The sequence below is a fragment of the Amorphoplanes digitatis genome, assembly GCF_014205335.1.
Classification (GTDB): domain Bacteria; phylum Actinomycetota; class Actinomycetes; order Mycobacteriales; family Micromonosporaceae; genus Actinoplanes; species Actinoplanes digitatus.
Genome location: NZ_JACHNH010000001.1, coordinates 8,179,097 through 8,205,077 on the forward strand (window position 1 = coordinate 8,179,097; position 25,981 = coordinate 8,205,077).

A 25,981-nucleotide genomic window follows, 5' to 3' on the forward strand; every position below is an offset into this window, starting at 1 on the left:
TGCCGCGAATCGAATATCAGGCTGCCGCGAATCGAAAGCGGCCCGGCTATCATGAGGCGTGCCCTCGCCCCATCTGATCCCTCGCCGGGTCGCGGCGCAGGTGAACGCCGCGCTGGCCGACACCCGCGTCGTGCTGATCAGCGGTGCGCGCCAGGCCGGCAAGAGCACCCTCGTCCGCGTCGTCGCCGGCGATCGGCCCGCCGAGCGCCGTGACCTCGACCGGGCGCAGGACAGGGCGGCGGCGATCGCCGACCCGATCGGCTTCGTCGACTCCGCGGAGCTGCTGGCGATCGATGAGATTCAGCGCGCACCGGAGCTGCTCCTGGCCATCAAGGCCGCCGTCGACGAGGACCCGCGCCCCGGCCGGTTCCTGCTCACCGGCTCCTCGCGGCTGTTCGGCCTGGTCGCCGCGCCCGACGCGCTGCCGGGCAGGATGGAGACGGTCGAGCTCTGGCCGTTCTCCCAGGGCGAGCTGGACGGCGAGCCGGACGGCTTCATCGACGCCGTTTTCGCGCTCGGACCGGAGCTGCGGCACGAGTCGGCCGTGACCCGCGCCGACTACGCCGCCCGGATCGTGCGCGGCGGCCTTCCGGAGGCGACGTCCCGCGGCGACGTCCGGCGCCGCCAGAGGTTCCTCGACGCGTACGTCCAGGCGCTCATCGACCGCGACGTGCGGCAGCTGTCCGACATCCAGCGCAAGGGCGAGCTCCGCAAGCTGGTGCGGCTGCTGGCCGCCCGGTCCGCGACCATCATCGCCGCCAACTCGCTCGAGACCGCGCTGGGACTGAGCCGGCCGACGATCGCGCGCTACCTCCAGGCCCTGGAGGAGATCTTCCTCGTCAAGCGGATACCGGGGTGGTCGCGCAATCTCGGCACCCGGGCGACGGCCGCGCCGAAGCTCGTCTTCGTCGACTCGGGCATCGCCGCCGGCGAGATCGCCGTCGACGGCCGGGCGCTGCTGCGGCCCGGCGCGCCGTTCGGGCCGCTGCTGGAGTCGTTCGTCCTGTCCGAGCTGTCGCGGCAGCTCACCTGGTCCGAGCAGCAGGCCGAGCTCTCGCACTACCGGGACCACAGCAAGTTCGAGGTCGACGCGGTGCTCGAGAACAGGTCCGGCCAGGTCGTCGGCATCGAGGTCAAGGCGGCCTCGACGGTCGGGCCCGACGACTTCCGCGGGCTGCGCCGGCTCGCCGAGCGCCTCGGCGACGACTTCGTCTGCGGCGTGGTCCTCTACACCGGCGGCTCCACGCTGCCGTTCGGCGACCGGCTGCGGGCCATGCCGGTCAGCGCGTTGTGGCAGGTCGGCCCTTCGGACGTCTTGACTGCCGCTGCACCTGGTCTTGAGGTTCGCGGCGCACAGTAATCACATGAACACCGAGCCGCTGACCTCCGCCACCGAACAGGTCCTCCGTAGCGTGCTCGACCACCGTGCCATCCAACTCGCCTTCCAACCCGTCGTCCAACTCCACGACGGCCTGGTCCGCGGCTACGAAGCCCTCGCCCGCTTCGACCACCAACACTTCACCAGCCCCGTACACGCCTTCGCCGCCGCCAACGCCGCCGGCCTCGGCGTCGACCTCGAACTCCTCGCCGCCCAAACCGCCTTCCAACGCCTCGACGACATGCCACCCGGCGCCTGGCTCAGCATCAACCTCTCCGTCGAAGCCATCACCACCCCCGCCGTCACCACCCTGCTCCTCGAACACGCACACCGCGGCATCACCATCGAACTCACCGAACACACCCAAGTCACCGACTACCACGCCCTCAACCAGATCACCGACACACTCCGCACCGCCGGCATCCTCATCGCCGTCGACGACGCCGGCGCCGGCTACGCCAGCCTCAGCCACGTACTGCAACTCCGCCCCGACATCATCAAACTCGACATCACCCTCGTCCGAGACATCGACACCGACCCCATCCGCACCGCCCTCGCCCGCGCCCTGGCCACCTTCGCCCGCGAAACCGGCGCCATGCTCATCGCCGAAGGCATCGAAACCCACGCCGAACACGAAAAACTCCGCTCCCTCGGCATCGAACTCGGCCAGGGCTACTACATGGCCCGCCCCGGACCACTACCCAGCCGCCACATCGAACCCCTGCTGTAACGCGGTCACCGCGTCGTCAGCGCTGCCCGCGGGCGGTTTCGGGGGCGGGGGCGGTCAGCAGGCGATGGATCCGGTCGAGCAGTTCGTCGGCGCTGAAGGGCTTCTCGATCAGCTCGATCTCCTGATCGATGAACTGCTGGGCACCCAGCAGGCGCTCGGTGTACCCGGACATGAAGAGCACGGGCAGCCCCGGCTGGCTCTGCTGGGCGAGCCGGGCCACCGTCGGGCCGGGCATGTTGGGCATGATGACGTCGGTGAGCAGGAGATCGAAGCGCTTGTGCTCGAACTGCTCCAGCGCGCTCGGCCCGTCGCCGGCCGCGGTGACGGCGTAGCCGTGCTCCTTGAGGATGCGCACCACGAGGTCCCGTACGCCCTCCTCGTCCTCGACGACGAGCACGTGCTGGCCGTGCGCGACGGGCGGGCGCACCGGTGCCGCGCCGCGGTCCTGCTCCGCGTGCTCGGCCGCCACCGGCAGCAGCAGCCGGAACGTGGTGCCCACGCCGACCTCGGATTCGACGCCGATGCCACCGCCGGCCTCGGACACGATGCCGTAGACGGTGGCCAGGCCGAGACCCGTGCCGCGGTCCTTGGCCTTCGTGGTGAAGAACGGCTCGAAGATGTGGGCGGCCACCTCCGGCGCCATGCCCGTGCCGGTGTCGCTGACCACGAGCTCGACGTAGGACCCGGGTCGTACCTCGGGGTGAACGCCGATCGGCTCCTCGCCGATCTCGGTGGTGCCGGCCTCCACCGAGATGGTGCCGCCCTGCGGCATGGCGTCCCGCGCGTTGATGATGAGGTTCATGAGGACCTGGTCCAGCCGGGTCCGGTCGGCGTGCACCAGGAGGGGCAGTTGTGCGCGGCGCACGGCCAGCTCGATGTGCTCGCCGAGCATCGGGGCGAGCAGGTCGCGGGAGTCGGCGAGGATCAGGTTCAGGTCTATCGCCTCGGCGTTGCCCGGCTCGGACCGGGCGAAGATCAGCAGCTGGCGGCAGAGAGTCCGGGCGCGGTCGGCGGCGCCGCGGACCCGGGCGAGGTCGTCCTGCGCGGTGCCGACCCCGGCGCCCTGCTCGATGGCGAAGTCGGTGTAGTTGAGGATGATCGAGAGCAGGTTGTTGAAGTCGTGCGCCACGCCGCCGGCGAGCCGGCCCAGGCTCTCCAGGCGTTCGGCCTGTGCCGACCGGTCGCTCAGCAGGCGCTCTCGGGCCTCCATGGATCGCTTCGCCGTGAGATCCCGGTGGGTCGAGCAGACCTCGAAGAGGTCACCGTTGCGGTCGAGCAGGCCCGCGACGCTTACCGACACGGTCAGCTTGTGTCCGTCCTTGTGAACCCGCCCGGTCTCCAACTCGTCGAGCCGATGTCTGCGCGCCAACCCGGCGATCAGCGTGATCTCATCCCGCGAGGCGCCGAGCATCATGATGCTCTTCCCGATCGCCTCCTGCGCCGTGTATCCGTACATCTGCTCCGCGGCCGGATTCCATCCGGTGATGTAGCCGCGCAACGAGGAGGTGATGATCGCGGCCCGGGACCCCCGGACGATCTCCAGCAGCCTCGCCCGGCTCTTGGCCGCCTGCTCCTCCGCGACCTGCCGGTTGTACGCCAGGGCGACGCACAGCCCTGAGATGCAGAGGATCAGTAGCAGGAGCCTCGACTCGACAGTCGCGGTCCACAGGCCCTTGGCCGTGGCGATCCACGTGGTCAGCACCAGCGCGTAGGCGCCGACGGCGGCGACGGCGCGGGGCTTGGCGCTGCCGACGGCAAGGCACGGTCCGATCACCATCATGCCGATGGCCAGCGTCTTCGCCGGCATCGTCACGGCGACGACGCCCGCCACGGTCACGGCCAGCACGGACACGGCCAGCAGCGTTCCCGATGTCGTCCGCACGCGGTAGGCGATGTCCGCCCGCACGGCTCGCACGCGGCGCCGAAGCGCTGAGATGTGGAACATGACCGGACCCCCACGCAGGCGGACTCTCGACCGTTCCGCACGGCCAGGTGCGCTTTGCGTACTTTAGGAAGTATGCGGTGATCACTCATACCGTACCTGCGTGGTGGCGACGGCGGATGCCCTTCGGCGCCGGAACCGCGGCCGCGGCCCGGGCGTCGGACGGGGGTGCGCACCCTGACTCTCGCCGGCGAGGCCCTGGCCGTCCTCGTCGTGCTCACCGGTTCGATCCACGCGCCGTACGCCCGGGTGCCCGACCCGCCGACGGATCCCGGCGCAGCCGTGTTGCAGGTGAAGGAGTGGCGCAGCCTGGTGGGCCCCTCCGAACAGGCCGAGATTCCCGAGGTCACCATCCTGGGCGGCGGCCGGGTGATCGTCCCGGCAGGCCAGGACGGTGCGCTTCAACGGGCCACCGAGCACACCCTCACGCCGGACGAATACCGGTACGTCTACCGGCTGGCACACCAGGCTGGGCTGGCCCGCAACCGGCACTACTCCTCGCCGATCGAGGCCACCGACGGCTCGCTGCTGGTGGTGACGCTGCGATCGGGCGGGCGGACCTACACCACGACCGTGACGAGTCCCTGGGCCGGGGAGGCGGGACCACGTGGCCGGATCGTCGGATTCCGCCGGGCGCTGAACGCCCTGGTCGCCGCCGAGGCGACCACCCCGTACCGGCCGGCGGAGTATGCCGCGCTCGTCACCGGTGGATTCGGCAGCCGGGAGGACCGGGCGGCGCGGCCGTGGCCGGGAGGAACGGAGCTCCTGCCGGGCGTGCGCACCTACGTCGGCATGTGCACGCCGCTGACCAGCGTGCCCCCGGAGGCGACCGGAACCGCGCTGTGGGCATCCGGCCGCGAGATCCTCTGGGTGACGCTCCGGCCGCTGTTGCCGCACGAACGGGCCTGCGCCGACCTCGACCGGGGCACACCGTGAGCGACGGCGGTCAGTCCAACGTGTAGAGGATGTCCGGGCCGATGTCGCGGCGGGTGACGCCGGGGGTCGGCGGGGCGCGCAGGACCGCCTCGAACGGGGTGCCGAGCACCCGGTCGCGGATCACCACGACGCTGCGGATGCCGAGCCCGCGCAGGCGGTCCAGGCTGGGCGCGCTGGGGAACGTCTGCATCAGGTCGCGGATCGCCTGGTGGTCGGGGGTGCTGATGCTCGCGGCGCCGTTGACCATTGTGGGAAAACCGGCGGTGGACCACAGCGCGATGTTGAGATCGATTCCCTCGTCGGACGGCAGCACGATCAGCGGGGCCGGCGCCGCGGCCAGCGCCGCGGGTGCGGCGGGCAGGGCCACGTGATCCAGCTCCGGCATGCCCTCGAAGAGGACCACGATCAGCAGGGGCACGGTGACGACCCGGGCGGCGAGACGGGCGTGCTCGCGCCCGGTGACCGCGGCGGCCCGGCGGCTCAGGTGGGTGATCAGGCCCGCGGCCAGGACGCCGAGCAGCAGGGTCGGCCACAGGATCAGCCGGCCGGGGGTACGGGTGCCGTCGAAGCCGGGCAGGTAGAGGAAGAGGTACCGGTACAGCGGGCCGTTGGTGCCCAGCGCGAGCAGGACACCGACCACGATGCCGGCGCCGAGCAGCACCCGCTGCCGCACGGTCCAGATCGAGGCGAACAGGCCGGCGGCGGCCAGCGCGTACAGCGCGAAGCCGCAGAGCAGGACCTTCTCGTTCGGGGCGTTGCCCATCGCGGCCCGGGCCGGCTCGTGCCAGGCGCCCCAGGGCAGCGACGGGCGCGGGCCGGCCAGCAGCCCGCGCCAGGTGGGCGAGAACAGCGCGACGTACTCCCAGGACCGCGGGGTCTCCGGATGGAGTTCGCGGACGCGCAGATAGATCTGGGCCAGATAGCCGGTGACGGCGGCGAAGGCGAGGCCGCCGGCGACGTCGGCCAGGATCAGCCGCCGGTCCAGCGCGGGCCGGCCGGTCAGCAGCCAGCCCGCGACCGCCGCCAGGCAGGCGGCCGCGAGCAGGTACGCGAACGGCAGGCCGATCCCGAAGCCGAGGGTGATCTGCCAGGCGGCGACCAGCCAGCCCGCGAGCGCCCAGCCGGGCCGGACCCGCCGCGGCCGGTAGCCCTGGGTCAGCGACCAGCCGTGACCGCGGGCGAGCATCGCGACGGCGAGCGCGATCCCGCCGGTGGACAGGATGTTCAGGTGCCCGTCGTGCCCGTACCGCCAGGGCGCGAAGGCGAACACCGCACCGGCCACCGCGGCGCCGATCCGGTTGGCGCCGAGCTGCCGGACCAGGGCGTAGCCGCCCAGGTAGGCGAGGGCGAAGGCCAGCACGAACAGGATGTTGTAGCGCAGGATGGCGTCGTCCGGCCCGCTGCCGAACAGCCCGGCCGGCGCGTAGCCGAGGAGGCTGTCGGTGAAGGCCAGCCCGTAGGTCTCGGGGTAGAACGCGTTGGTGTTCCAGAGGCCGCCGAGGCCGTGCCGGACCGCGTGGCCGTTCCAGGCGATCAGCCAGGCCTGACCGCTCGGGTCGCCGCCGTCGCCGATGATGGTCCGGGCCGGATTGGCCACCCTCACCGGGATGCTGCCGGCCGACATCACCCATTGCGCGTACGGCGGAAGCAGCCAGATCATCGCCACCGCGAGCAGCAGCGCCGAGAAGCAGGCCACCACCCATTCGTGCCGGGTGAACGCGCGCAGTCGCCGCAGCCGCTGACGTTCCGCGGCCGGATCCGCCCGCGATTCGTCCACTATGGTGGATTGAGCCGACACCCCCACACCCCCGCCGCGTCGCCTGTCGGCCTGAAGCTAACATCCACGAGGCGAATGAGATAGATGCTGCTCAATTGATGGCCGGGTCGGCGGCGCAGTGGTGGCGCCGCGGTGTGTGCGAGGCCGCTGGTGTGCAGGATCGTGGCGACCGCCCGCTCGAAACGGCGGGGCGGCGAATCTCCCCGGCGATGGAGCCGAATATTTTACCCCAGAGGAGCCACCCCCGCGGCGGCCTTTGACTTCTTCACCGCCTTTTCGCCTTCGCCTGTCAACGGACCGCGCTTCCCGTCCGGAAGGATTCCAGGGAGCCAGTCGGACGAGGTGGCAAAACCTTGCAAGATTGATGCCACCGTCAAATCATGAGTGAACCTAACGTTTCTGGCGACGCAGTTCCGGACAACCCCACCTATGCGGAATTCTTCGAAGAAGAGTTGAAATCCGAGACGGACCGGAAGGCCAAATATGACAGTCGTGGAGGAAATCTTGTCACCACGTCCGGAGCCGTCCATGCCATCCTGGTCGGGCTTGGCTCGATCGGCCAAGGGTCGACTCGCTCAGCCATCCCCAATTGGATCGTCTCGCTCTTGGCGCTGGCGCTCATTGCGTTCATCGCGGCAGCGGTGACCGGGGTGGTCGCTCAACTGAATCATGGTTACAAAGCCACCAGTACCGCAGGCCTGAGGTCGATGCTCGATGAGCGATGGCGAGACTCATCCGGTGAGTCGATGCACCGGGTGGGCGCAGACCACTTTCGGGCCATCGAGAGCCTGAGATCAAGCAACCACAAGAAAGAGATAGCTCTCCGCTGGGGCTACGGATTCCAAATGGCGGCGATAGTCCTCCTCGGCCCAGTGGCCATCGTAATCGTCGCCATCAAATAGCGGGCGCCGTCCATGATCAACGACGTGTGGGGTTCCGATGACGTTGCTCAATCGGTGGACATCGGCTTGAACCGGCGAACCTCCTGGGGCCAGCCGCATGCCGCCGCGATCTTGCCGGCCCACACCCTGGCCGCCTCCTCGTCGGGCACCTCCACGACGGCCAGCCCGCCCAGGAACTCCTTACTTTCGACGTAAGGCCCGTCGGTGAACACCATCGTGCCGCTCGTGTCGTCGGCGCTGAAGACCGGGCCGTCCCCTTCCTCCAGCCCTCCGGCGAAGACGAATACGCCGGCGGCCTTCATCTCGTCGATGACCGCCTTGGCGAGTGGCCCGCGTCCACGGAACCACTCCTCGGTGTGCTCGCCTACCCACTGCTGGTTGAAGTAGATGAGGTATTCCGCCATGGTCGCTCCCTATGCTCGGCCGGGCCCGGTGCCCGCCTCCACCTACGCTACGAACGGCGTCCGACGGATCCGACACTCCTGCGCCGTCGGATTTCCCACGGATGCGATGCGCCATCGCTTGGGGTGATCACGGGGAGTCGAACCCGCGTCCTCCAGGGCCACAACCTGGTGTGCACCACCGGTACACCATGATCACCATGCCCCCGGGCGCATTGCCCGGGATCGTACCCGCGCCAGGACTTGAACCTGGGACAGCCGGTTTGTAGGACCGGTGCTCTTCCAGCTGAGCTACGCGGGCGGGTACAGCTCCGGCGGGTGGACTCGAACCACCACCGTACGGATTAACAGTCCGCTGCCCTGCCAATTGGGCGACGCCGGATCGAACAGAGCCAGCGGCCGGCCTCGAACCGGCTTCCTCCTGTTTACAAGACAGGCGCAGATCCCGTTCTGCTTCGCTGGCGGGTAGTCGCCGATGAAAAACCGCCCGGACCTCGGCTCGAGGTGGGCGGCGCAGACGCGGCTACCGCCGCGCTACCCGCTCCACCGCACATGGCCGACCGTCGGCTGTGCGGTCACGGAATTGTTCTGCTGCGGCATGACGTTCGGCTCCTTTCGAGGTGTCGGCGCTGGAACCAGTCTGCGCAATGCCCGGCGCACCCACCACCGAATTAGTTCGGTGACGCGTGTCGAGGAGCGTCCGCCGGCTCCGACCAAGGGATACGAGCCCCTCGCCGAGAAGGAGAACAACCGTGAACTGGACCCTCGAGGTCGTCATCGTCCCCGTCACCGACATCGACCGCGCCAAGGCCTTCTACGCCGACCAGCTCGGCTTCAACGTGGACCACGACGTACACCTCGGCGAGGGCCGGCGCCTCGTCCAGCTCACCCCGCCGGGTTCGGGCTGCTCGGTCGTCATCGGCGAGGGCGTCGTCCCCGACATGGCGCCCGGTTCGCTGCGCGGCCTGCAACTGGTGGTGGCGGACATCGTCGCGGCGCACGCCGAGCTCGTCGAGCGCGGCGTCAAGGTCGGCGACGTGACAGTGCTCGACGGCGACGCCGACAAGTTGGCCCGGGGCGGCGCCGCCCTGGACAACGTCGGGTTCGTGTTCTTCGAGGACCCCGACGGCAACGGCTGGGCCGTGCAACAGATCTCCGCACGCGGCTGACACCAGTCGTATAGCGGGCATGCGGGTTGACCAGGGCAGGGGCCGGGCGTACTAAGGCGGCATGGGCCGACTCCGGATTCAGCTCGTGGGGCCACTCCTGGTCACCCACGACGGCCGGGCGCGGTCCGCCGCCGAGATCGGCAGCCGCAAGGCACGCCAGCTGCTGGCGCTGCTCGCGACCGCCCGCGGCCGGGTCGTCACGGTCGACCGGATCGTGGCCGTGCTGTGGCCCGGCCGGCCGCCGCGGCGGCCGGCGGAGAACGTCGCCACGCTGGTCAGCCGGGTCCGGGCCGCGCTCGGGCCCGGAGTGCTGGTGGGCGGGCGTGCCGGATACCGGCTCGGCGACGACGTCGAGACGGACGTGCGCGAGGCCGAGCTCCTGCTGGCGGACGCGGAGAGCCGGCTCCCGCCCGAGCCCGCCGTGGCCCGCGCCGCGGCACAGGCCGCGGCGCGGCGCGGCGCCGGGCCGAGGACGCCGGGGTCGCCGACCGGACGTCGTTCGAGGCGGCGAGCGCGCAGACGTTCGGCGGCGGGCCGTACGACCTGGTGACCACGTTCGACGCGCTGCACGACATGGGCGACCCGCTGGGCGCCGCCCGCCACGTCCGCGAGTCGCTCACGCCGGACGACACGTGGATGATCGTCGAGCCGTTCGCCGGCGACTCGGTCGCCGACAACCTCAACCCGGTCGGGCGGGTGTACTACTCGTTCTCCACGTTCCTGTGCGTACCGAACGCGCTGTCCCAGCCGGGCGGGTACGCGCTCGGCGCGCAGGCCGGCGAGCCGGCGATCCGGCGGCTCGCCACGGACGCGGGCTTCACCCGCTTCCAGCGGGTGGCGGAGACCCCGTTCAACATCGTCTACGAGGCGCGCCCCTGAGCCACGCGCCGGTGGCCGGGCCGGGCGCCCGGCCACCGGTGTCGCGGGCGTCAGGGCAGGGCCGCGCCCCGGTCACGGGCGATGCGTACCAGTTCCATCAGTCCGTCCGCGTACTCCTGTGACTCCGCGTGCGCCTCGTCGAACGGCGGCTGGAAGCCCATGCCGTCCCACTCCTGCGTCGCCTCGTTCCAGCGGTCGTTGCCCACCTCGAAGTTCCAGGCCACGATCCCCAGGTCGTAGTACAGGTGGTCGGCCGAGTTCCCGGCGGCGGAGTACAGCACGTCGGCCACCGGCCCGGTGTACGCGGGCCACGTCACGGTTCCCCGCCCGGCCGCGATCGCGCCGACGATGCGGCGGGCGCTGTCCTGGAAGTACTTCGACTCGTCGATCGAAGGCCGGGGCAGCGTGACCCGGCCCGCCGCCTTGTACGCGCCCGGCGACCACATGAAGTAGCCGCCGTAGCTGTGCACGTTCAGCGAGAACCGGATGTTCGGGTGTGCCTCGGCGAGCGCCACCACGTTGCGGCTCTCCGCCTCCGACAGCTCGGCGGTGCCCGCGTAGGTGCCCGACAGGCAGTTGGCGCTCGCGCCGACGTACCCGTCGAAGTAGGAGCCGACCGCGTAGTTGCGGTTGACGTCGACACCCCACGAATCACGCCGGGCGGGATCGCGTGCTGCGCCCGTACAGTGATTGACCAGGTTCTTTCTTTGGAAGTTGAAGTCGTTGAACGAGTAGTTGGCGCCGTCCGGGTTCACCGTCGGGATGACGAAGACCTCGACCGCGTTCAGCAGCGCGCGCGTCTCGGCGTCCCTCGCGTAGTTGGCCAGCAGCCGCTCCGCGAACTCCATCGTGACCAGCGGCGTCGCCCATTCGCGGGCGTGCTCCTGCGAATAGGTCATGATCCCGATCTTGGAGCCGTCCCGGACCGCGCCGATGCGCAGCGCCTGCACCGTCCACGGCCGCCGCGGCACCTCGGCGCCCTCGAGGCCGTCGTCCAGGCGCGCCGGGCCGGCGACCGGCATGGGCAGGCCCGCCGATCCGTCCTCGACGAAGGCCCGGAACCGCTGCGGGTAGCGGGCCGAGACGAAGGCCGCCACGTCGTCGGTCGTGCTGATCACCTTGCCGCCGGCATCGGTCGCGAGGGTCACGGTCAGGACCCGGTCCCGGTACGCCGCGCCGAGCGGGCGGTTCGGCCGCCCCGGATCGACGGTGCGCACCTGTACGCCGTTGAGCCCCTGGTCGCCGAACTTCACCGACTCGACCACGACGGCGGCGGTGGCCGGATCGCCGAGGTAAGCCGCCGCCGTACGCCGGTAGCCCTGCGTCTTGTTCGGCAGGCTCAGCACGTCGACCAGCCGCGGGTACTGCCTGGCCAGGCGCTTGATGCGTGCGCTGATGTCGGTCGGCGTCAGGTACGCGTCGATGAAGTCCTTCTGGTAACCGGCCGGCTGCGGCGGCGGGGTGGCGTTCGGCCAGGCGGCCGGGGTGATCACCCGCGAGCTGCCGCCGAGGCTGGACGTCGCGCTCACCCGGGTCGGCTGCGCGGGCAGCCGCTGCGGCAGCGCCACGTGGTACTGGTACTCGCCCGAGTCCTCGAACCTTTCCAGCGGGTAGCTGCCCGTCGTGCCGTCGGCGGTCGTCCAGGTCACGGTGATCTCGACATCGGGATCGTCGGACGCCGACGTGGCCACCTGGGTCTGCAGGAACGTCCGGCCCTCGCTGGTCCACCAATACGCCTGCAGGAACTGGAGCGTGTCCTCGGCCGCCGCGGCCGCCCGCCGCGCGCGGCCCGATTCGGTCGGAATCACCTGTACGGCCACCGCGCCGCGCGCCGTCAGCGCGTCAAGTTCCCGCCCGGTGACCACGAGGTCGGCCATGACCTGGCCCGGCGTGCTCCGCGGGCGCGCGGCGACGTCCGCGCCCTCGGCGACCAGTTCCCGGAACATCGCCTCGTCGGGCAGCCGGAAGCGGACGAGGGCGGACGCCGTGTCGGCCAGGTCGACCGAGTCGGGCGGCGCCGCGACGCCTGCTACCGGATGGGTGAGCAGTCCGGCGGTGAGAACGGCTGCGGCGGCGGTGGCCGCCCAGCGTCGTCTGGTTGACATCGAACCTCCTGCGACATCGAAGGATGTTGTCGCCAACACCAGTCGATACATAGATCCGTGTCAACTCCTACGTGAGTGAGCCGGTGACATTGCTGCCGGACCTGGTCACGTAGTAGGTCAGCACCGCGCCGCTCCAGAAGTGGAACTTGAGCGTCACCCGGGCGTTGTCGTTCACCTCGGCGAAGAAGTCGGAGGTCAGCTTGATCGTGCCTGCGGTGTAGTCGGGCGCGAACGTGCGGTCGAACTCCTTGTACGGCGTCCAGTTCTGCGGGCCGGCGTTGCTGCCGTCCGCATAGTTGGCCTCCATCGTGGCCAGTTGGTCGCCGCGGAACGCGGTCCCGATGGCGAAGGAGCTCGTCGTGCCGGTCGCGTTCTGAAGCACAGGCACGTCGTAGGTGATGATGTTGAGGCGCCACGGCACGCCGGTGGAGAAGCGGGCGGAGAGGACGGCGTTCACCCCGTACGCTCTCGATCCGGTCAGCCGGGTGAGCGCCGCCGCGGTGAGCGTGAGCTGGTCGCCCGCCAGGGTGTAGTCGGTGCCGCGGACCAGGTCGGTGCTGCCCTGGCGCAGCGCGCTGAACGTCGCGCCGTTCGGGTTCAGCGTGATGGTCTTGCTGGTGATGGCCGACGCCTTGGCGTTGAAGACCTGGTCCGTCGAGGCGGTTCCGGAGCGCGTCGTCCAGCTCGACTTGATCTGGGCGGTCAGCTCCGGGTCCGACCACTGCAACGAGGTACGGCCGAAGTGCTGCCCGTTGTCCCAGAGCATCGTGGTGACCCGCTTCGTACGGGCCTGGTAGCCGAACAGCTCGAAGAACTTCAGCTTCTCGCCCTGCTCGATGGTTCCGGTGTGCCGGTCGAAGCCCAGCAGGCCGTATTCGCCGATGATGACGGGGATGCCGCGGGCGACGAATGTGTTGTAGACGCGGTCGAACGTGTCGGTCATGTCCTTCTGCGCCGTCGCGTCGAAGTGCGTTCCGCCGGCGATGTTCACGCTGAACGGCCAGTAGCCGTAGTAGTGGACGGTCGCGATGAGGCTGGGGTCGTTCATCGCGGTGAACGTCGCCGCCAGCTCGTCGAGCCGGGCCTGGTCGGCCGAGGTGTGCAGGGTCGGCAGGACCAGCAGCCGGGTGGCGTTGCCGCCGCCGGAGTTGCGCACGATGGTGCGGAACGACGTGTTGAGCTCGCCGAGCAGCGTCGCGTTCTGCGCGTCGCCCGAGCTGCCGGTGAACTGCGGCTCGTTGACGCTCTCGAAGACGAGCTTCGCCGACGAGCCGCGGAAGGCGCCGGCCACCTGCGTCCAGATCGCGTTGTACCGGGCCAGCACCGTCGCGCGGTCGCCCGGCATGGCCGCCATCCACTGCCAGGAGTCGTGGTGGACGTTGATCATCACGTAGAAGCCGTCGGCGAGAGCCCAGTCGACGACCTCCTTGACCCGGTTGAGGTAGGCCGCCTCGATCGCGTAGTTCGGGGCCGCGCCCTGGTGCTGGCCCCAGGTGACCGGGATGCGGATGCTCTTGAAGCCCTGCGCCTTGATGCCCTCGAGCAGCGCCTCGGTGACCCGGGGGTTGCCCCACGAGGTCTCGTCCGCGCCGGTGGCGTCGAGCGAGTTGCCCAGGTTCCAGCCGGGCTGCATCGCCGCGACCGCCGCCATCGCGTTGCCGGCCGGTGGCGGCGTGGAGGGCGGGCTGGTGGTGGGCGTCGGTGAAGGCACGTTGCCGGTGCAGGCCGTGCCGTTGAGCGTGAACGACGTCGGCGCGGCGTTGCTGCCGGTCCAGGCGCCGTTGAATCCGAAGGAGACGGACGCGTTCGTGGCGATGGCGGCGTTGTAGCCGACGTTGACGGCGGTCACCTGGCTGCCGGACGCGGTGACCGTCGCGCTCCAGGCCTGGGTGACCGTCTGCCCGGACGGGAACGTCCAGCCGAGCCGCCAGCCGTTTATCGGATCGCCGAGGTTGGTCACCGTGACGTTGGCGGTGAAGCCGCCCGACCACTGACTCTGCACGGCGTACGCGACGCGACAGCCCGCCGCCGCGGCGGCGCCGGTGGCCGCGCCGACGAACAGCCCACCCAGGAGCGCGACCGCGCCGCCCATGACCAGGCCGACCCGCCACCGGAATCCGCGCATGATGCTCCCTCCGAAGGTGAACTACCTGCGGAGACTAATTCTGGATTCCAAACTATGTCAATCGATGGAGATAGATTGTGAGCATCGAAAAGCCGCTACCGGGCTGCGCCTGGTAGCGGCTTTCGAACAGGGTCAGGCGTCAGGTCCAGCCGGCGTCCCGGCAGGCCTGGGCGAAGTCGTCGGCGCCGGCCTGCCACTCTTTGGTGCTGCCGTTGGCGCTGCGGCCCATCGCCGCCGCCTTTTCCGAGATGGCCTCGTTGTCGCTCTGCGCCGACGACTTGTTCACCTTGTCCGCCAGGGCGAGCCGCTCGGTCTTGGTCTCGGCGTCGTCGACGCCGGCGGCGAAGTCGTCGCATGCCTGGGTCGCGGGAGCGTCCAGTGTGCCCGGCCCCTCGTCGCGGGCGGCCCGGCCGACCGCCAGTCCAATGAGGATCAGCACGGCAACGCCGCCCACCAGCAAGATCTGGCGCTTGTTGACACTCACCTTCAACGGTCTCCACTCTGCGGCCCCAACCAATCCGCGTGCAGAGTATCGGTGGCGCCCCCGGTCAACTCGCTCGGCGGGGGAGCTTCCAGCCCGGGCGCGCGAAGTGGCAGGTGTAGCCGTCCGGGATGCGCTCCAGGTAATCCTGGTGCTCCGGCTCGGCCTCCCAGAACGGGCCCGCAGCGGTCACCTCGGTGACGACCTTGCCCGGCCACAGCCCCGAGGCGTCCACGTCGGCGATGGTGTCCTCGGCGACGCGCTTCTGCTCGTCGCCGGTGTAGAAGATCGCCGAGCGGTAGCTCATCCCGATGTCGTTGCCCTGCCGGTTGACTGTCGACGGGTCGTGGATCTGGAAGAAGAACTCGAGCAGATCCCGGTACGAGGTCACGGCCGGGTCGAAGGTGATCTCGATCGCCTCGGCGTGGGTGCCGTGGTTGCGGTAGGTGGCGTTGGGCACGTCGCCGCCCGTGTAGCCCACCCTGGTGGAGATCACCCCGGGCCGCCGACGGATCAGGTCCTGCATCCCCCAGAAACAGCCCCCGGCGAGTACGGCCTTCTCAGCGCTCATCGCGACACACCCCTTCCTCGGCGACCTGCTTCAGGAACGGTAGCGCGCCGGCGGCCGGAGTCTCCGGGTGGAGCGGCCGCCGCGTGAGGACTTTTCGGATTTTGCCTACCTTGAGTGTTGATCCATAGCGTAATAGGGCGTGTGAAACGGCTCGCCACATTCCTCAGCGCCCTGCTCCTCACCCAGCTCTTTGTCACACCGACCGCCGCCGTCGCGGAAACGCCGGCGCCCGCCGGGCCGCCGCCCGCCGTCGTGGCGCCGCCCTTTCACGTGGTGCGGCCCGGCGAGACGATCAAGAGCATCGCCCGGGCACACGGGATCCGCCGCCGCGACCTGCGCGCCTGGAACGGCATCGTCAAGCCCAACCAGCCCAGCGTCGACGGCGTGCTGCACCTGGCCAAGCCGCCCGCCGGCCGCCTCACCGGCTGGCGCTCGTGGGTCGAGACGGTGACGCCCGCCGCCGTCAACTGGGACGCCGCGGACAAGTGCCCGGTCGATCCCGCGGATCTGCGCAAGGTCTGGGTGACCTACATCGACTTCTACGGCGCCTCGCACCAGGGCAGCATCGTCGTGCACCGGAGCATCGCCACCCGGACCCAGCGGGCGTTCCAGGCGCTCTACCGGATGCGGTTCCGGGTGCAGGGCATGAGCCCGATGTCGCTGAACGCGCCCTACCTCTCGGACATGGGCACGGTCACCGCCGCGTACAGCTGCCGCCGGGTCAGCGGGAGCACCGCCTGGTCGCAGCACGCGTACGGCCTGGCCATCGACGTCAACCCGGTGCAGAACCCGATGGTCCGCGGCACCTCGGCCGGCGCCGGCTTCGAGCAGCGCGACCTGCACCGCCGCGGCATGATGCACGCGGCCGGCGCGGTCCGGGCCTTCACCGACCAGGGCTTCCACTGGGGCGGCCGATGGAACACCCTCAAGGACTACATGCACTTCAGCACGAACGACCGCTGACCGCCGGCCTAGAGATCCTTGTTGGAGATCTCGGACAGCAGTCGGTCGTACTCCGCGTGGGTGCCGATGGCCGAGCGGTACTCGGGATAGTTGACGTAGTACCAGATGACCCGGGCCGCCAGAGGTTGATCGATGTTGTCGGTGTACAGCCGTCGACGGCTGGTGATGAGCCCGTGTCGGTGTACGAGCTCCGGACGGCCGTAGCGGACGTACATGACGGTTCGCTTCTCCATGGCCACCGGCACCACCGGCTCGGCGTCCCACGGCACGGTCAGCGTGCCCGCCAGTTCCCGATGCCGTAGACCTTCGGGCCGCAGCTCGAGGCCCAGGCCCCGCAACATGGTGGCGGCCAGGCCGACGGCCGCGATCGCCATCCCCATCGGGGCCAACCAGCCGAGGAATCCGGCCGTCTCGGACTCCTGGATCAGTTCCCCGGTCAGCACCACGGCGTAGAACAGCACCCCGAGCGTGGCCAGCACAAGCGCCGGATTGAGCCGTGGCCTGAAGGCCGGCACCTGCGGCCGTACCTCGAAAGCCCGGGGCACGGGGCGCACAAACGCAACGAACATCAGCCCGTATGAGCACAAGGAGAGCACCATCAACGGGCCGAACGCAGGATCAGCCAGCGACGGCCTCCAGAGGAAGGCCATCACCAGGACGACGGCCACGACCAGGCCGACCGCCACGATGCGGCGCCCGTAGCGACCGACGGCTACCAAGAACCTGGAGAGCACAACTGGCACATTACGGGCGCACGGCCCGCCAGGCGGCCGAATGGTGATCATGTCAAGCGTCAGCCGTAATGCGGGGTCATCGGTCACGCCGCTCGTCGGCTATTTGGTGCGCGCCATCTCTCCTATGTGGAATTGGATTGGGCAAGTTCGGACTACGGGGTGAGAGTCGACATGCGCCCAACACCTGGTGGTACGTGCGGGTCGGCGGCACGGCGGCAGGTGTGGGGGTGTGCCACCCCTGCCGCCCGACCGCCCGGCGCTCACCGACCGCTGACGGGCAGCCCACCTGAATTCGGCAGCATGAAATCGGCCATGACGTCCTGCGCGGCCTCGACCATGTGCCCGCCGTTGGCCGTCCGGCAGCCGGCGGCCTGCGCGGCGGCGAGGAACGGGGTGACGCCGTGCCCGGCGATCACATCGCCCACGAACATGGATGAGACGAACAGCGCCGGATCGACGGGAAGCGGGTCGCCGTCCTCCATGCCCATCGGGGTCGCGTTGCACACCAGATCGCAGCCGGTGGGATCCGGCGGCCCGGCGCTCACCCGGCCCTGGCCGAGATCCTTGAGCAGGTGCAGCAGGGTGGCGACCCGCGACTCGTCGGCGTCATGGATGACGAGTTCGCTGACACCCGCCTCCAGCAGGGCGATGGCGATCGCGCTGCCCGCGCCCCCGGCCCCGACGAGGAGTGCCCGCGCCCCGGCCGGCCGTGCTCCCCGGTCCTTCTGCGCCTTCAAGAAGGCGAGCCCATCGAGCATGTCGCCGTGCCAGGTCCCGTCCTGATTGCGGCGGATGACGCTCACGACCCCGAGCATCCTGGCGCGCTCGGAGCTCGTGGCGCAGTGTGCGAAGGCGGCGAACTTGTGCGGCATGGTGACGAGGATGCCGTCCACGTTGCGCGAGGCCGTGAGGCCCGCCATGACGGTGCCGAGGTCACCGGCCGGCACCTGCAACGGCACGCAGATGCCGGGGTAGCCGCGCTCCCCGAAGGTACGGGTGAGCCGCACCGGAGACTCGACGTACCTGATGGGATCACCGATGATCGGGAACAGCCGCGCAGCACCACTGAGCTGGTCGAACATGTCGATTCCGCCCCTCTCGTCTCCGCCGAGAGTCACCAGTCACGCCACTCGTCGGTGATCTCGTGCCGGGTCATCCGGTGGCGGCCGGCGAACGCGTCCACGTCGATGCCGGCCTCGTCGAGCGTGCCCTCGATGTAGGCGCAGAGCCGCTCCCGCTCGTCGGTCTCATAGGCCGCACCGTCATGCCGGTCGTTGACCGCGTTGAGCGCCCTCACCGTGCGCTCGATGACCTCGAAGATCTCCGTGTCGGTCGCCGGCTCCCAGCGCTGCTCGACCAGGGCCGCCACATCCGCCTCGAACGCCGTCAGGACCTCGTCGGTCCGGTCCAGCATCTCCTCGGGAAACAGCTCCGCCGCCACATGTTCCCGCCATCCCGCCGTCGGCCGCCGCACCATGAGCGGCAGGGTAATCGACGGGTCAGGCGGGGCGGAGCAGGGCGACGATGAAGTCCGACGAGCTGGAGAACGGGCGCAGATCCCAGGTGGAGAGCAGCACGTCCGGCGCGAGGCCGGCGGCCGCCGCGTCGGCCAGGAACTCGTCGAACGGGTAGCCGCGGCCGGCGCCGAAGCCGATGACCGCCCGGCCGCCGTCGGCGAGGTGGCCGCGCATGCGGCGGAGGATCTCGGTGCGGGTGCCCGGGGCGGCGAAGGTCATCACGTTGCCGGCGCAGACGATCACGTCGAAGCGGTCCGGCAGGTCAAGCTCGGCCAGGTCGCCGGTGCGCCAGGCGGGTCCCGGGTGGTCCTCCTCGGCGGCCGCGATCAGCTCGGGGTCGAGGTCGACGCCGGTGACGTCGTGGCCGCGTACCGCCAGGGCGCCGCCCACCCGGCCGGCACCGCAGCCCGCGTCGAGGATCCGGGAACCGCGGGGGACCATCGCGTCGATCAGGCGGGCCTCGCCGGCCAGGTCGACACCCTCCTTGGCCATGGTCCGGAACCGCTCGATGTACCAGCGCGAGTGGCCGGGGTTCTCGGAGATCTTCTGTAACCAGAGGTTTTCCACGTCCGATCACACTGCCAGACGCGGAGGGTCCGGTCTCACGAAGAGACCGGACCCACACTCGCGCGGGTGTCACCAGTGCCGGTAGTTGTCCTGGGTCTGCGCGTTGAACAGATCAGTGCGCGCCCAGCGTGCCGAATTGGTACGCCGGTCGTTCAGCTGAAGCACATCCAGGCCCTTGACGATGTCGTTGGAGTAGATGTAGCCGTTGTACCAGTACGCCGACCACGATCCGCCCAGCACCAGGGTGGTGGCCGAGATGGGGCCACGCTCCCAGTACGCGATCTCCTTGGGCTTGCGCGAGTTGGTGAAGTCCCAGACCGAGACGCCGCCCTGGTACCACGCCTGCACCATGATGTCGCGGCCCGGCACCGGGATCAGCGAGCCGTTGTGCGCCACGCAGTTCTCGGTGTCCGTGTTGGCCCGCGGGATCTTGAAGTAGCTGCGGAACTCCAGCTTGCGCTTGGCGCCCCGGCCGACGATGTCGTAGATCGCGTCGGCGCCGCGGTTCGGGCCGACCGTCGTGTTGCAGGTGGCACCGGCGCCGCCGCCGAGCTCGTCCGTGAAGACGACCTTGGTGGCCTTGTTGTTGAACGTCGCCGAGTGCCAGAAGGCGAAGTTCACGGTGTCGCGCACCGTGGTGATCACCTTCGGGGCGGTCCGGTCGGAGATGTCGAAGAGCACACCGTCACCCATGCAGGCGCCGGCGGCGATGTCCTTCTCCGGGTACGCGGTGATGTCGTGGCAGCCCGTCGTCGGGGACTGTCCCGTGCCACCGCCGTAGCCGCCGTCCGGGAACAGCACGGGCGTCGCCACCACGGCCGCATCCGCGGGGGTGCGCAGCGGCACCCGGACGATCGAGATCTTGTCGTGCGGCAGTGCGCAGTTCGGCTGGTCCGCCGCCGCCAGGTTGTACGACGACACGTACAGGTAGACCGACCTGTCGCGGCGCTTGCCCGGCACCAGCGTCTGGGTGTGCGAGCCGCAGATGGTCTTCACCGACTTGACGTACGCCGGCGTCAGCGGGTCGCTGATGTCGAAGATCTTGATGCCCTCCCAGCGGTCGCCGGGTACGGCGGCCGTCGAGCCGGCGTTGTCGCAGGAGTCGTTCGTCCGCTGCGAGTCGGTGCCCAGGAACAGCAGGTTGCCGTAGATCGAGACGTCGTTCTGCGAGCCGGGGCAGACCACCTGGGCCGCGACGGTCGGCGCCTTCGGGTTACGGATGTCGTAGACCGTGAAGCCGTTGTAGTTGCCGCCGTATGCGTACTTGCCCTTGAAGGCCCAGTCCGTGTTGAAGGAGCTGGCGAACGGGCCCGTCTTCGGCAGATAAGCGACCTGTTTGAGGTTGGGCGTGCTAGCTATCTCGTCGACGCCTGGCGGGGTGCCGGGGTCGGCAGGTGCCTGCGCCATACCGCTCGAGGGCGCCGTCAACAGTCCGAGCAGAACTGTCGCAACGCTGAGACAGGCCAGGCGCTTGAGCTGCCGCCCTCGTGGGGCAGAGTGCTTCATGAAGCTCCTTCCGACTGGTGGCGCGCACCGAGGGCAGGATGGTGTCACTCACGGTGCGCATTCATCATGGTCGTTACAGTAGTTGCCCGGGGCGGGGCGCGGGGGGCATTTGCATGGCACGAAGGGATTCGATGAGTCGGCATAGGACATTTACGCTGATCGCGGCCGCAGCGGTGGTCCTGGCGACCGGCGTGGCGGTGGTCGTCGCCCGCTCGGGCGACGACCCTCCGGCGGCGGCGCCGCGGCCGAGCGCGAGCGCGAGCACGCCGCCGGCCCGGGTGATCCTGCCCGGCAAGCCCGGCGAGTCCGCGCGGGTGACCGACGCGGATCAGGTGGGCACGCTGGGCGGCTCGACCTACAACACCATCGACGTCACGTTCGTGCAGATGATGATCGTGCACCACGAGCAGGCGCTCGAGATGGCGGCGCTGGCCCCGGACCGCGCCGGCGACACCGGGCTGCGCAACCTGGCCGCGCGGATCAGCGCCGCGCAGGGTCCGGAGATCGTCTGGCTGAGGCGCTGGCTGTCGGACCGCAAGCTGGCCGAGGCCGGCGCGTCGCACGACCACAGCACGATGCCCGGCATGCAGTCGCCCGCCGATCTCGCGGCGCTGGCCGGCGCCCGCGGCGCCGAGTTCGACCGCCGGTTCATCGCGATGATGACCGCACACCACAAGGGCGCGATCCAGATGGCCGGCGACGTCCTGGCTGGCGGCAGCGACCAGACCCTCTACGAGGTGGCCAACGAGATGGCGGTGGAGCAGGGCAGCGAGATCCGCCGGATGGAGCAGCTCTAGCGATCGTTGGCTGGATCACGTATCGAGCCGTGGAGATGCGTTGTCCCCGCCCGGCCCGATAGGTTGTCCATCGTGCCGGTCGTCGCGTCCCTTCTGCTCGCGGCGCTGCTCGGCGCGCCGACAGCGGCAGGTCCGGCCGTCGACCCGCGCCCGGCACCCGTCGCCGCCGCCTCCGCGGCATCCGTCGCGGTCACCAGGGCCACCGAGCCGGTCGCGGCCGAACCCTCCGCTCCCCCGGCGCCGCCCGCGCCGGCCGACGTCACCCCGGCCGCCGCCGCGCCGGGCGTCCGTACCCTCGCCGACCAGTCCGGCACCGCGGCCACCGGGCCGCGCGCACCGCCACTCTCCGCCTGACCGTCCCGCCACGCCCGGCCCACTCGGCCCGGTGCCCGGCGGGTCGTGTCGTCGCGTCCGACATCACTGAGTGGCACGACCGGTGGACAAGGAAGAAGTCATGGAATTCGCTCTCGCGCTCCTCGCCGGAGACGGCGGCCAGGCGGCCGCCGCCATCTGGGCGACCCTGATCCTGCTCGCCCTGCTCGCCCTCGCCGGGCTGGCCCTGCCGAACGGCGTCTTCCGCCCGCGCCAGATCGCCGCCTGGCTCGCCGCCGAGTCGGCGAGCAAGCGCGCCGAGGCGCAGCGCCGGGCCGCGGCGGCCACCGAATCGATCCGGTACGCCGAGGAGATCGCCGTGGCGGCGCGGGGCGCGGCGAACACGGCCGAGCGCCGGCGCGAGGAGTGCCAGGAGGCGCAGGCCCGCACGCAGCAGGCCTGGCAGGCCTACCAGGACGCGGACGCCGCGCTGAGCCGGGCCCGCGGCGCGGCCGCCTACCCGATACCGGCCGGCGAGGCGGACCGGGACGAGCACGCCGAGCGGGCCCGGGCGCTGCGCCGGTCAGCGCAGGCCGCGTACCGCAGGGGCGACCTGTCGGACGCGCAGCTGCTCGACGCGCTGACCCATCGCAACGGCTGGGATCCGACGCTGCACCCCGTCATGCAGGAGCTCGCCCTCGCCCGCGCCGCCGTCGCGCACCGGTTCGCGGCCTACCAGGACTGCCTGAACGCGGAGGACGCCGCCTGGCAGGCCGCCGGCGTCGCCACCGCCGCGGTCCGCACCCTGCGGCACGAGGTCCTGGCCGCCGAGGCGCTGGCGGAGGCGGCCCGCTCCGCCCTGCCGCAGCAGGCCCGGCCCGCCCGTTCCGGTCGCCCCGCCCCGGTGACCGCCTGACCGGGGGTCAGTCCAGGCGTACCCAGGCGCCGGTCTCCGCCGAGCGGGCCATCGCCTCCAGCACCACCGCGCTGCGCACCGCGTCGTCGACGGTGGCACCGTACGGCCTGCCCTCGGCGATCGAGCGCAGGAAGTGGTAAGCCTCGATCACCTTGAGGTCGTCGTAGCCCATGGCGATGCCCGCGCCCGGCTGGAACGCGGCGTACCCGCCGTCCTCGGGTCCCACGTAGACGGTCCGGCCCGGCTGGTCCTGGTAGGCGTCGCCCGTGCTGGCCACCAGCTCGCCCATCCGCCGGAAGTCCCAGGACACCGCTCCCCGGGTGCCGTGCACCTCGAAGCCATAGTTGTTCTGGTCACCCACCGCGACCCGGCTGGCCTCGAGCACCACCCGGGCACCGGACGCGAGCCGCAGCAGGCCCGAGGCGTAGTCCTCGTTCTCCACCGGCCCGGGTTCGCCGCCGGTCGCGCGGGTGTGCCCGGCGGTGGCGCCGCTCGGCCGGGCCCGCCGCGGCACGAAAATGGCCGTGTCCGCGACCACCGCCTCGATCTCGCCGAGCAGGTGGCGTACCAGGTCCACCCCGTGCGAGGCCAGGTCCGCGAGCACGCCGCTGCCGCCGCGGGCCCGCTCGAAGCGCCAGGTCAGCGCCCCCTCCGGATGGGCGGCGTAGTCGCTGAAGAGCCGGAACCGGGCGTGCGTGACGGTGCCGATCCCACCGCTCGCGATCAGGTCGCGGGCGGCGGCCACCGCCGGGGCGTTGCGGTAGTTGAAACCGACCGTGCACTGCACGCCGCCCGCGCGTACCGCGTCGGCGACCGCGCGGGCGTCGGCGGCGTCGAGGCCGACCGGCTTCTCGATCCAGATGTGCTTGCCGGCCCGGGCCAGGCCGGCACCGATCTCGCGGTGCAGGAAGTTCGGCGCCGCGATGCTCACCGCCCGGACCCGCGGGTCCGCGGCGAGGTCACGCCAGTCGAGGGTCGCGGTGCCGAAGCCGTACCGGTCGGCGGCCTCGGCGGCACGGCCCGGCACCTCGTCGGCGACGGCGACCAGCTCCGGCCGTACGCCGAGCTGCGGGAAGTGGTGCAGCACCCGCAGGTAGGAATGGGTGTGCACGCGTCCCATCCAACCGAAGCCGGCGACGGCGATCCCGAGCGCGTCTCGCTTCATCCGGCCAGTCTGCCGCAGGAGCGGGGCGGGCGGCCCCCTTGACCGCCCGCCCCGGCCTCCGGCGGTTACCAGGTGGTCGGCGCCGGGGGCGCGACGACCGGCGGGCGGTCGTCGCAGGTGATCGTGTTCGGGAGTTCCCAGGACGCCAGCCACGGCCCGGTCGTGCCACCGCCGTCGTTGCCGCCGAGGTCCGTCAGGGCGAACTCCGAACCGGTCGGCCTGAAGTTGAACGAGCCGCAGTTGTTCACGCCCACCGCGCCGACGTTGCGGGCGTCCACGTTCTCGAACGAGGCGGAGCCGGCCACCCGGGCGGACACCACCGAGGTTCCGGTGCCGTCGACGCGGATGTCGCTGAACCGCACGCCGTCGATCGAGTAGAGGTCTTTGACGCCCCAGTCGCTGACCAGCATGATCGCGTTGTAGGTGTTGTCCAGGTAGTGGTCGCCGGTCACCCGGATGTTCGCGGAGATGCTGCGGTCGAGCGCGTAGAACCAGATCGCGCCGAGGCCGATCTTCCAGTTCAGTTCGAACGTTCCCGCGCGTACCACTGTGTTGTTCTTGATTGTCAGGCCGCCGGCGAACGGCTCGGCGCCGAAGCGCGAGCCCACGTGGATGCCGCTGCCCTCACGGATCGGGTCGGCAACCAGGTTGCCCGACACGGTGTTGTCCGTGCCGCCGTAGATCGCGATGCCGTTGGCCAGGGTCGGCGTCTGCACGGTGTTGTGGTCGAACGTGTTGCCCGCGTTGGCCGTCTTCTCCGACCACATGGCCAGGCCGTCGTCGCCGGTGTTGCGGATGAAGTTGTTGCGCACCACGGAGTTCGTGACGCCGGTGTGGAAGTTCAGGGCGTCGGCGATCTGGTCGACGATCACGTTGTTCGTGACGGTCAGGTTGCTCATCGGGCCGTCGAACCACATGCCGACCTTGGTGTGCCGGATGTATAGGCCGTCCAGGGTGGAGTCGCTGAGCGCGCCGCCGACGCCGTTCACCTGGTCGGTGTCGATGCGCTCCCGGACGTCGCCCTCGATCGCGAAGCCGCTCAGGTGCACGTTGCGGCTGCCGCCGTCGGCCGCGTCCCGGCCGTAGAAGCCGACGCCGGTGTGCACCGAGCCGTCCGGCGCCGGCTCGTCGAGCGCGACCTGGCGGCCCTTGATGATCGTGTACCAGCTTCCGGCGCCCTCGATCGTCACGTCGTCGACGACGATGTGCCTGTTCACCTGGTAGGTGCCCGGCGGGACGTACACCTTGAGCCGGGCCTTGCGGGCGAACGCGATCGCCTTGTCGAACGCGGCCGCGGAGTCGCGGCGCCCGGTCGGGTCGGCGCCGAAGAGCCGCACGTTCGACGCGCGGAGGTTGACGTGCGGCAGGCCGACCAGCTGGGTGTCGAGCAGGTCGATGACCGTCCAGGCGGCGCCGGACGAGGCGGTCAGCCGGATCTTCTCGCCGGCCCGATAGGTCCTGCCGAGCAGCAGGCGCTGCTCGTCGTAGAAGTGCATCGGCCGGAACGGCTTGGCGATCTCCGGCGCCGGCGTGGTCGCCGACGGCACGCAGGCGCACTCGGTGATCCACCAGTCCGGGTGCAGCAGCCCCGCGTTCGGGTCGTTGGTGAACGGGTACTGGTTGTAGAGGTACGCGTACTGCGACGTCAGCGTCATGGTCCGCGTCGAGCCGCCGACGGCGACGGCGAGGGGCGCGGTGATGCCGCCGCCGGTGGGCGCGTCCGGGATGCTGTAGCGCACGTTGACGGCGTTGGCAGGCCCCGGGAGCGTGAACTCGACGTACTGGCCGGGGCTCAGCCTGACCGCCGTACGCCCGGAGGCCTCGCCCGCCAGCGAGTAGGCGGCCCGGTCCGGGCCGATGACGGCGCCGTTGTGCCGGGCGTTCTCCGCCTCCTGCTCGGCGAAGTCCACTGTGGCGCCCCGCCCGGCGACCAGGGCCGGGTCGAGCCCGGCGCGGGTCACCACGGGTGCCGCCGGCGCGGCGCCCGCGGGGACGCCCGCACCGGCCGCCAGGCCGATCCCGACAGCGCAGGCGGTGGCCAGGGCCGGCCATCTCGCATTCACAGACATCGAGCAGCTCTTTTCCTTGGGAGCGCGGAGTGAGGTGAC

25 protein-coding genes and 4 tRNA genes are annotated in these 25,981 nt (G+C 70.6%); 11 read left to right on the forward strand and 18 right to left on the reverse strand.

Annotation, left to right across the window (positions count from 1 at the left end):
* The first annotated feature begins 58 nt into the window (after nucleotides 1–58).
* Both BJ971_RS36240 and BJ971_RS36245 read left to right on the forward strand, forming a co-directional pair.
* On the forward strand, nucleotides 59–1,360 hold the full coding sequence (locus BJ971_RS36240) for an ATP-binding protein (RefSeq protein ID WP_184997813.1): 1,302 nt from the start codon (nucleotides 59–61) through the stop codon (nucleotides 1,358–1,360).
* Nucleotides 1,361–1,364: 4 nt separating this feature from the next.
* Nucleotides 1,365–2,108 carry an EAL domain-containing protein gene (locus tag BJ971_RS36245; RefSeq protein ID WP_184997814.1) on the forward strand — a complete coding sequence of 248 codons (744 nt, stop codon included), beginning with the start codon at nucleotides 1,365–1,367 and terminating at the stop codon, nucleotides 2,106–2,108.
* A gap of 16 nt (nucleotides 2,109–2,124) precedes the next feature.
* Here BJ971_RS36245 and BJ971_RS36250 read toward each other — a convergent pair whose 3' ends face one another.
* Complete coding sequence (locus tag BJ971_RS36250) at nucleotides 2,125–3,990, reverse strand: ATP-binding protein (RefSeq protein WP_184997815.1); 1,866 nt, start codon at nucleotides 3,988–3,990, stop codon at nucleotides 2,125–2,127.
* Between the two features lie 228 nt (nucleotides 3,991–4,218).
* Here BJ971_RS36250 and BJ971_RS36255 point away from each other — a divergent pair, with 228 nt between their 5' ends.
* The gene (locus BJ971_RS36255) at nucleotides 4,219–4,986 is read left to right on the forward strand and encodes a hypothetical protein (RefSeq protein WP_184997816.1); all 768 of its coding nucleotides are present in this window, start codon (nucleotides 4,219–4,221) and stop codon (nucleotides 4,984–4,986) included.
* A gap of 10 nt (nucleotides 4,987–4,996) precedes the next feature.
* On the opposite strand, the gene BJ971_RS36260 is transcribed toward BJ971_RS36255, so the two are convergent.
* Nucleotides 4,997–6,763: a hypothetical protein gene (locus BJ971_RS36260; protein ID WP_184997817.1), complete on the reverse strand. Its 1,767-nt coding sequence runs from the start codon at nucleotides 6,761–6,763 to the stop codon at nucleotides 4,997–4,999.
* Nucleotides 6,764–7,143: 380 nt separating this feature from the next.
* Between BJ971_RS36260 and BJ971_RS36265 the strand changes: the two genes are divergently transcribed.
* Nucleotides 7,144–7,665, forward strand: coding sequence for a hypothetical protein (locus BJ971_RS36265; RefSeq protein ID WP_184997818.1), 522 nt, complete (start codon nucleotides 7,144–7,146; stop codon nucleotides 7,663–7,665).
* Nucleotides 7,666–7,712: 47 nt separating this feature from the next.
* On the opposite strand, the gene BJ971_RS36270 is transcribed toward BJ971_RS36265, so the two are convergent.
* From BJ971_RS36270 to BJ971_RS36290, 5 genes are all read right to left on the reverse strand, one after another.
* The gene (locus tag BJ971_RS36270; protein WP_184997819.1) at nucleotides 7,713–8,069 is read right to left on the reverse strand and encodes a YciI family protein; all 357 of its coding nucleotides are present in this window, start codon (nucleotides 8,067–8,069) and stop codon (nucleotides 7,713–7,715) included.
* Between the two features lie 119 nt (nucleotides 8,070–8,188).
* Nucleotides 8,189–8,265: transfer RNA gene (locus BJ971_RS36275), tRNA-His, on the reverse strand.
* Nucleotides 8,266–8,294: 29 nt separating this feature from the next.
* Nucleotides 8,295–8,367 (reverse strand) — tRNA-Val (locus tag BJ971_RS36280).
* Between the two features lie 8 nt (nucleotides 8,368–8,375).
* Nucleotides 8,376–8,448: transfer RNA gene (locus BJ971_RS36285), tRNA-Asn, on the reverse strand.
* 8 nt (nucleotides 8,449–8,456) lie between these two features.
* A tRNA-Thr gene (locus tag BJ971_RS36290) sits at nucleotides 8,457–8,529 on the reverse strand.
* A 289-nt stretch (nucleotides 8,530–8,818) separates the two neighbouring features.
* On the opposite strand from BJ971_RS36290, the gene BJ971_RS36295 reads away from it, so the two are divergent.
* The 3 genes from BJ971_RS36295 (at nucleotide 8,819) to BJ971_RS36305 (ending at nucleotide 10,114) form a co-directional block, all read left to right on the forward strand.
* The gene (locus BJ971_RS36295) at nucleotides 8,819–9,235 is read left to right on the forward strand and encodes a VOC family protein (RefSeq protein WP_184997820.1); all 417 of its coding nucleotides are present in this window, start codon (nucleotides 8,819–8,821) and stop codon (nucleotides 9,233–9,235) included.
* A 61-nt stretch (nucleotides 9,236–9,296) separates the two neighbouring features.
* Entirely contained in the window at nucleotides 9,297–9,785 is a 489-nt protein-coding gene (locus BJ971_RS36300) for an AfsR/SARP family transcriptional regulator (protein ID WP_184997821.1), read from the forward strand.
* The gene (locus tag BJ971_RS36305; RefSeq protein WP_203709535.1) at nucleotides 9,782–10,114 is read left to right on the forward strand and encodes a hypothetical protein; all 333 of its coding nucleotides are present in this window, start codon (nucleotides 9,782–9,784) and stop codon (nucleotides 10,112–10,114) included. Before BJ971_RS36300 ends, BJ971_RS36305 begins: the two co-directional genes overlap by 4 nt.
* 50 nt (nucleotides 10,115–10,164) lie before the next feature.
* Here the strand turns inward: BJ971_RS36305 and BJ971_RS36310 are convergent, their stop codons facing one another.
* From BJ971_RS36310 to msrA, 4 genes are all read right to left on the reverse strand, one after another.
* Nucleotides 10,165–12,219, reverse strand: coding sequence for a M14 family zinc carboxypeptidase (locus BJ971_RS36310; protein WP_184997822.1), 2,055 nt, complete (start codon nucleotides 12,217–12,219; stop codon nucleotides 10,165–10,167).
* Between the two features lie 67 nt (nucleotides 12,220–12,286).
* Nucleotides 12,287–14,344, reverse strand: a complete 2,058-nt coding sequence (locus tag BJ971_RS36315; RefSeq protein WP_184997823.1) for a cellulase family glycosylhydrolase — start codon at nucleotides 14,342–14,344, stop codon at nucleotides 12,287–12,289.
* Nucleotides 14,345–14,483: 139 nt separating this feature from the next.
* Nucleotides 14,484–14,828, reverse strand: coding sequence for a hypothetical protein (locus BJ971_RS36320; RefSeq protein WP_184997824.1), 345 nt, complete (start codon nucleotides 14,826–14,828; stop codon nucleotides 14,484–14,486).
* Between the two features lie 64 nt (nucleotides 14,829–14,892).
* Nucleotides 14,893–15,396 (reverse strand): peptide-methionine (S)-S-oxide reductase MsrA, encoded by a 504-nt coding sequence (gene msrA, locus BJ971_RS36325; RefSeq protein WP_184997825.1) that lies wholly within the window; start codon nucleotides 15,394–15,396, stop codon nucleotides 14,893–14,895.
* A gap of 141 nt (nucleotides 15,397–15,537) precedes the next feature.
* On the opposite strand from msrA, the gene BJ971_RS36330 reads away from it, so the two are divergent.
* Nucleotides 15,538–16,359 (forward strand): M15 family metallopeptidase, encoded by an 822-nt coding sequence (locus BJ971_RS36330; RefSeq protein WP_239087693.1) that lies wholly within the window; start codon nucleotides 15,538–15,540, stop codon nucleotides 16,357–16,359.
* An 8-nt stretch (nucleotides 16,360–16,367) separates the two neighbouring features.
* Here the strand turns inward: BJ971_RS36330 and BJ971_RS36335 are convergent, their stop codons facing one another.
* The 5 genes from BJ971_RS36335 to BJ971_RS36355 form a co-directional block, all read right to left on the reverse strand.
* The gene (locus tag BJ971_RS36335) at nucleotides 16,368–17,180 is read right to left on the reverse strand and encodes a hypothetical protein (RefSeq protein WP_184997826.1); all 813 of its coding nucleotides are present in this window, start codon (nucleotides 17,178–17,180) and stop codon (nucleotides 16,368–16,370) included.
* Between the two features lie 173 nt (nucleotides 17,181–17,353).
* Nucleotides 17,354–18,175 carry a shikimate dehydrogenase family protein gene (locus BJ971_RS36340; RefSeq protein ID WP_184997827.1) on the reverse strand — a complete coding sequence of 274 codons (822 nt, stop codon included), beginning with the start codon at nucleotides 18,173–18,175 and terminating at the stop codon, nucleotides 17,354–17,356.
* A gap of 32 nt (nucleotides 18,176–18,207) precedes the next feature.
* Complete coding sequence (locus tag BJ971_RS36345; RefSeq protein ID WP_184997828.1) at nucleotides 18,208–18,570, reverse strand: hypothetical protein; 363 nt, start codon at nucleotides 18,568–18,570, stop codon at nucleotides 18,208–18,210.
* Nucleotides 18,571–18,592: 22 nt separating this feature from the next.
* On the reverse strand, nucleotides 18,593–19,102 hold the full coding sequence (locus BJ971_RS36350) for a class I SAM-dependent methyltransferase (RefSeq protein ID WP_184999283.1): 510 nt from the start codon (nucleotides 19,100–19,102) through the stop codon (nucleotides 18,593–18,595).
* A 144-nt stretch (nucleotides 19,103–19,246) separates the two neighbouring features.
* A complete protein-coding gene (locus BJ971_RS36355) occupies nucleotides 19,247–20,683 on the reverse strand; it encodes an LVIVD repeat-containing protein (RefSeq protein ID WP_184997829.1) in 1,437 nt (478 codons plus the stop codon).
* A 173-nt stretch (nucleotides 20,684–20,856) separates the two neighbouring features.
* On the opposite strand from BJ971_RS36355, the gene BJ971_RS36360 reads away from it, so the two are divergent.
* The 3 genes from BJ971_RS36360 (at nucleotide 20,857) to BJ971_RS36370 (ending at nucleotide 22,708) form a co-directional block, all read left to right on the forward strand.
* On the forward strand, nucleotides 20,857–21,480 hold the full coding sequence (locus BJ971_RS36360; protein ID WP_239087692.1) for a DUF305 domain-containing protein: 624 nt from the start codon (nucleotides 20,857–20,859) through the stop codon (nucleotides 21,478–21,480).
* A 72-nt stretch (nucleotides 21,481–21,552) separates the two neighbouring features.
* Nucleotides 21,553–21,834, forward strand: coding sequence for a hypothetical protein (locus BJ971_RS36365; protein WP_184997830.1), 282 nt, complete (start codon nucleotides 21,553–21,555; stop codon nucleotides 21,832–21,834).
* 100 nt (nucleotides 21,835–21,934) lie between these two features.
* Nucleotides 21,935–22,708, forward strand: a complete 774-nt coding sequence (locus BJ971_RS36370; RefSeq protein ID WP_184997831.1) for a hypothetical protein — start codon at nucleotides 21,935–21,937, stop codon at nucleotides 22,706–22,708.
* A gap of 7 nt (nucleotides 22,709–22,715) precedes the next feature.
* Here BJ971_RS36370 and BJ971_RS36375 read toward each other — a convergent pair whose 3' ends face one another.
* Nucleotides 22,716–23,873, reverse strand: coding sequence for a Gfo/Idh/MocA family protein (locus BJ971_RS36375; protein WP_184997832.1), 1,158 nt, complete (start codon nucleotides 23,871–23,873; stop codon nucleotides 22,716–22,718).
* Nucleotides 23,874–23,938: 65 nt separating this feature from the next.
* Nucleotides 23,939–25,942, reverse strand: coding sequence for a glycosyl hydrolase family 28-related protein (locus BJ971_RS36380; RefSeq protein ID WP_184997833.1), 2,004 nt, complete (start codon nucleotides 25,940–25,942; stop codon nucleotides 23,939–23,941).
* Nucleotides 25,943–25,981 lie beyond the last annotated feature (39 nt).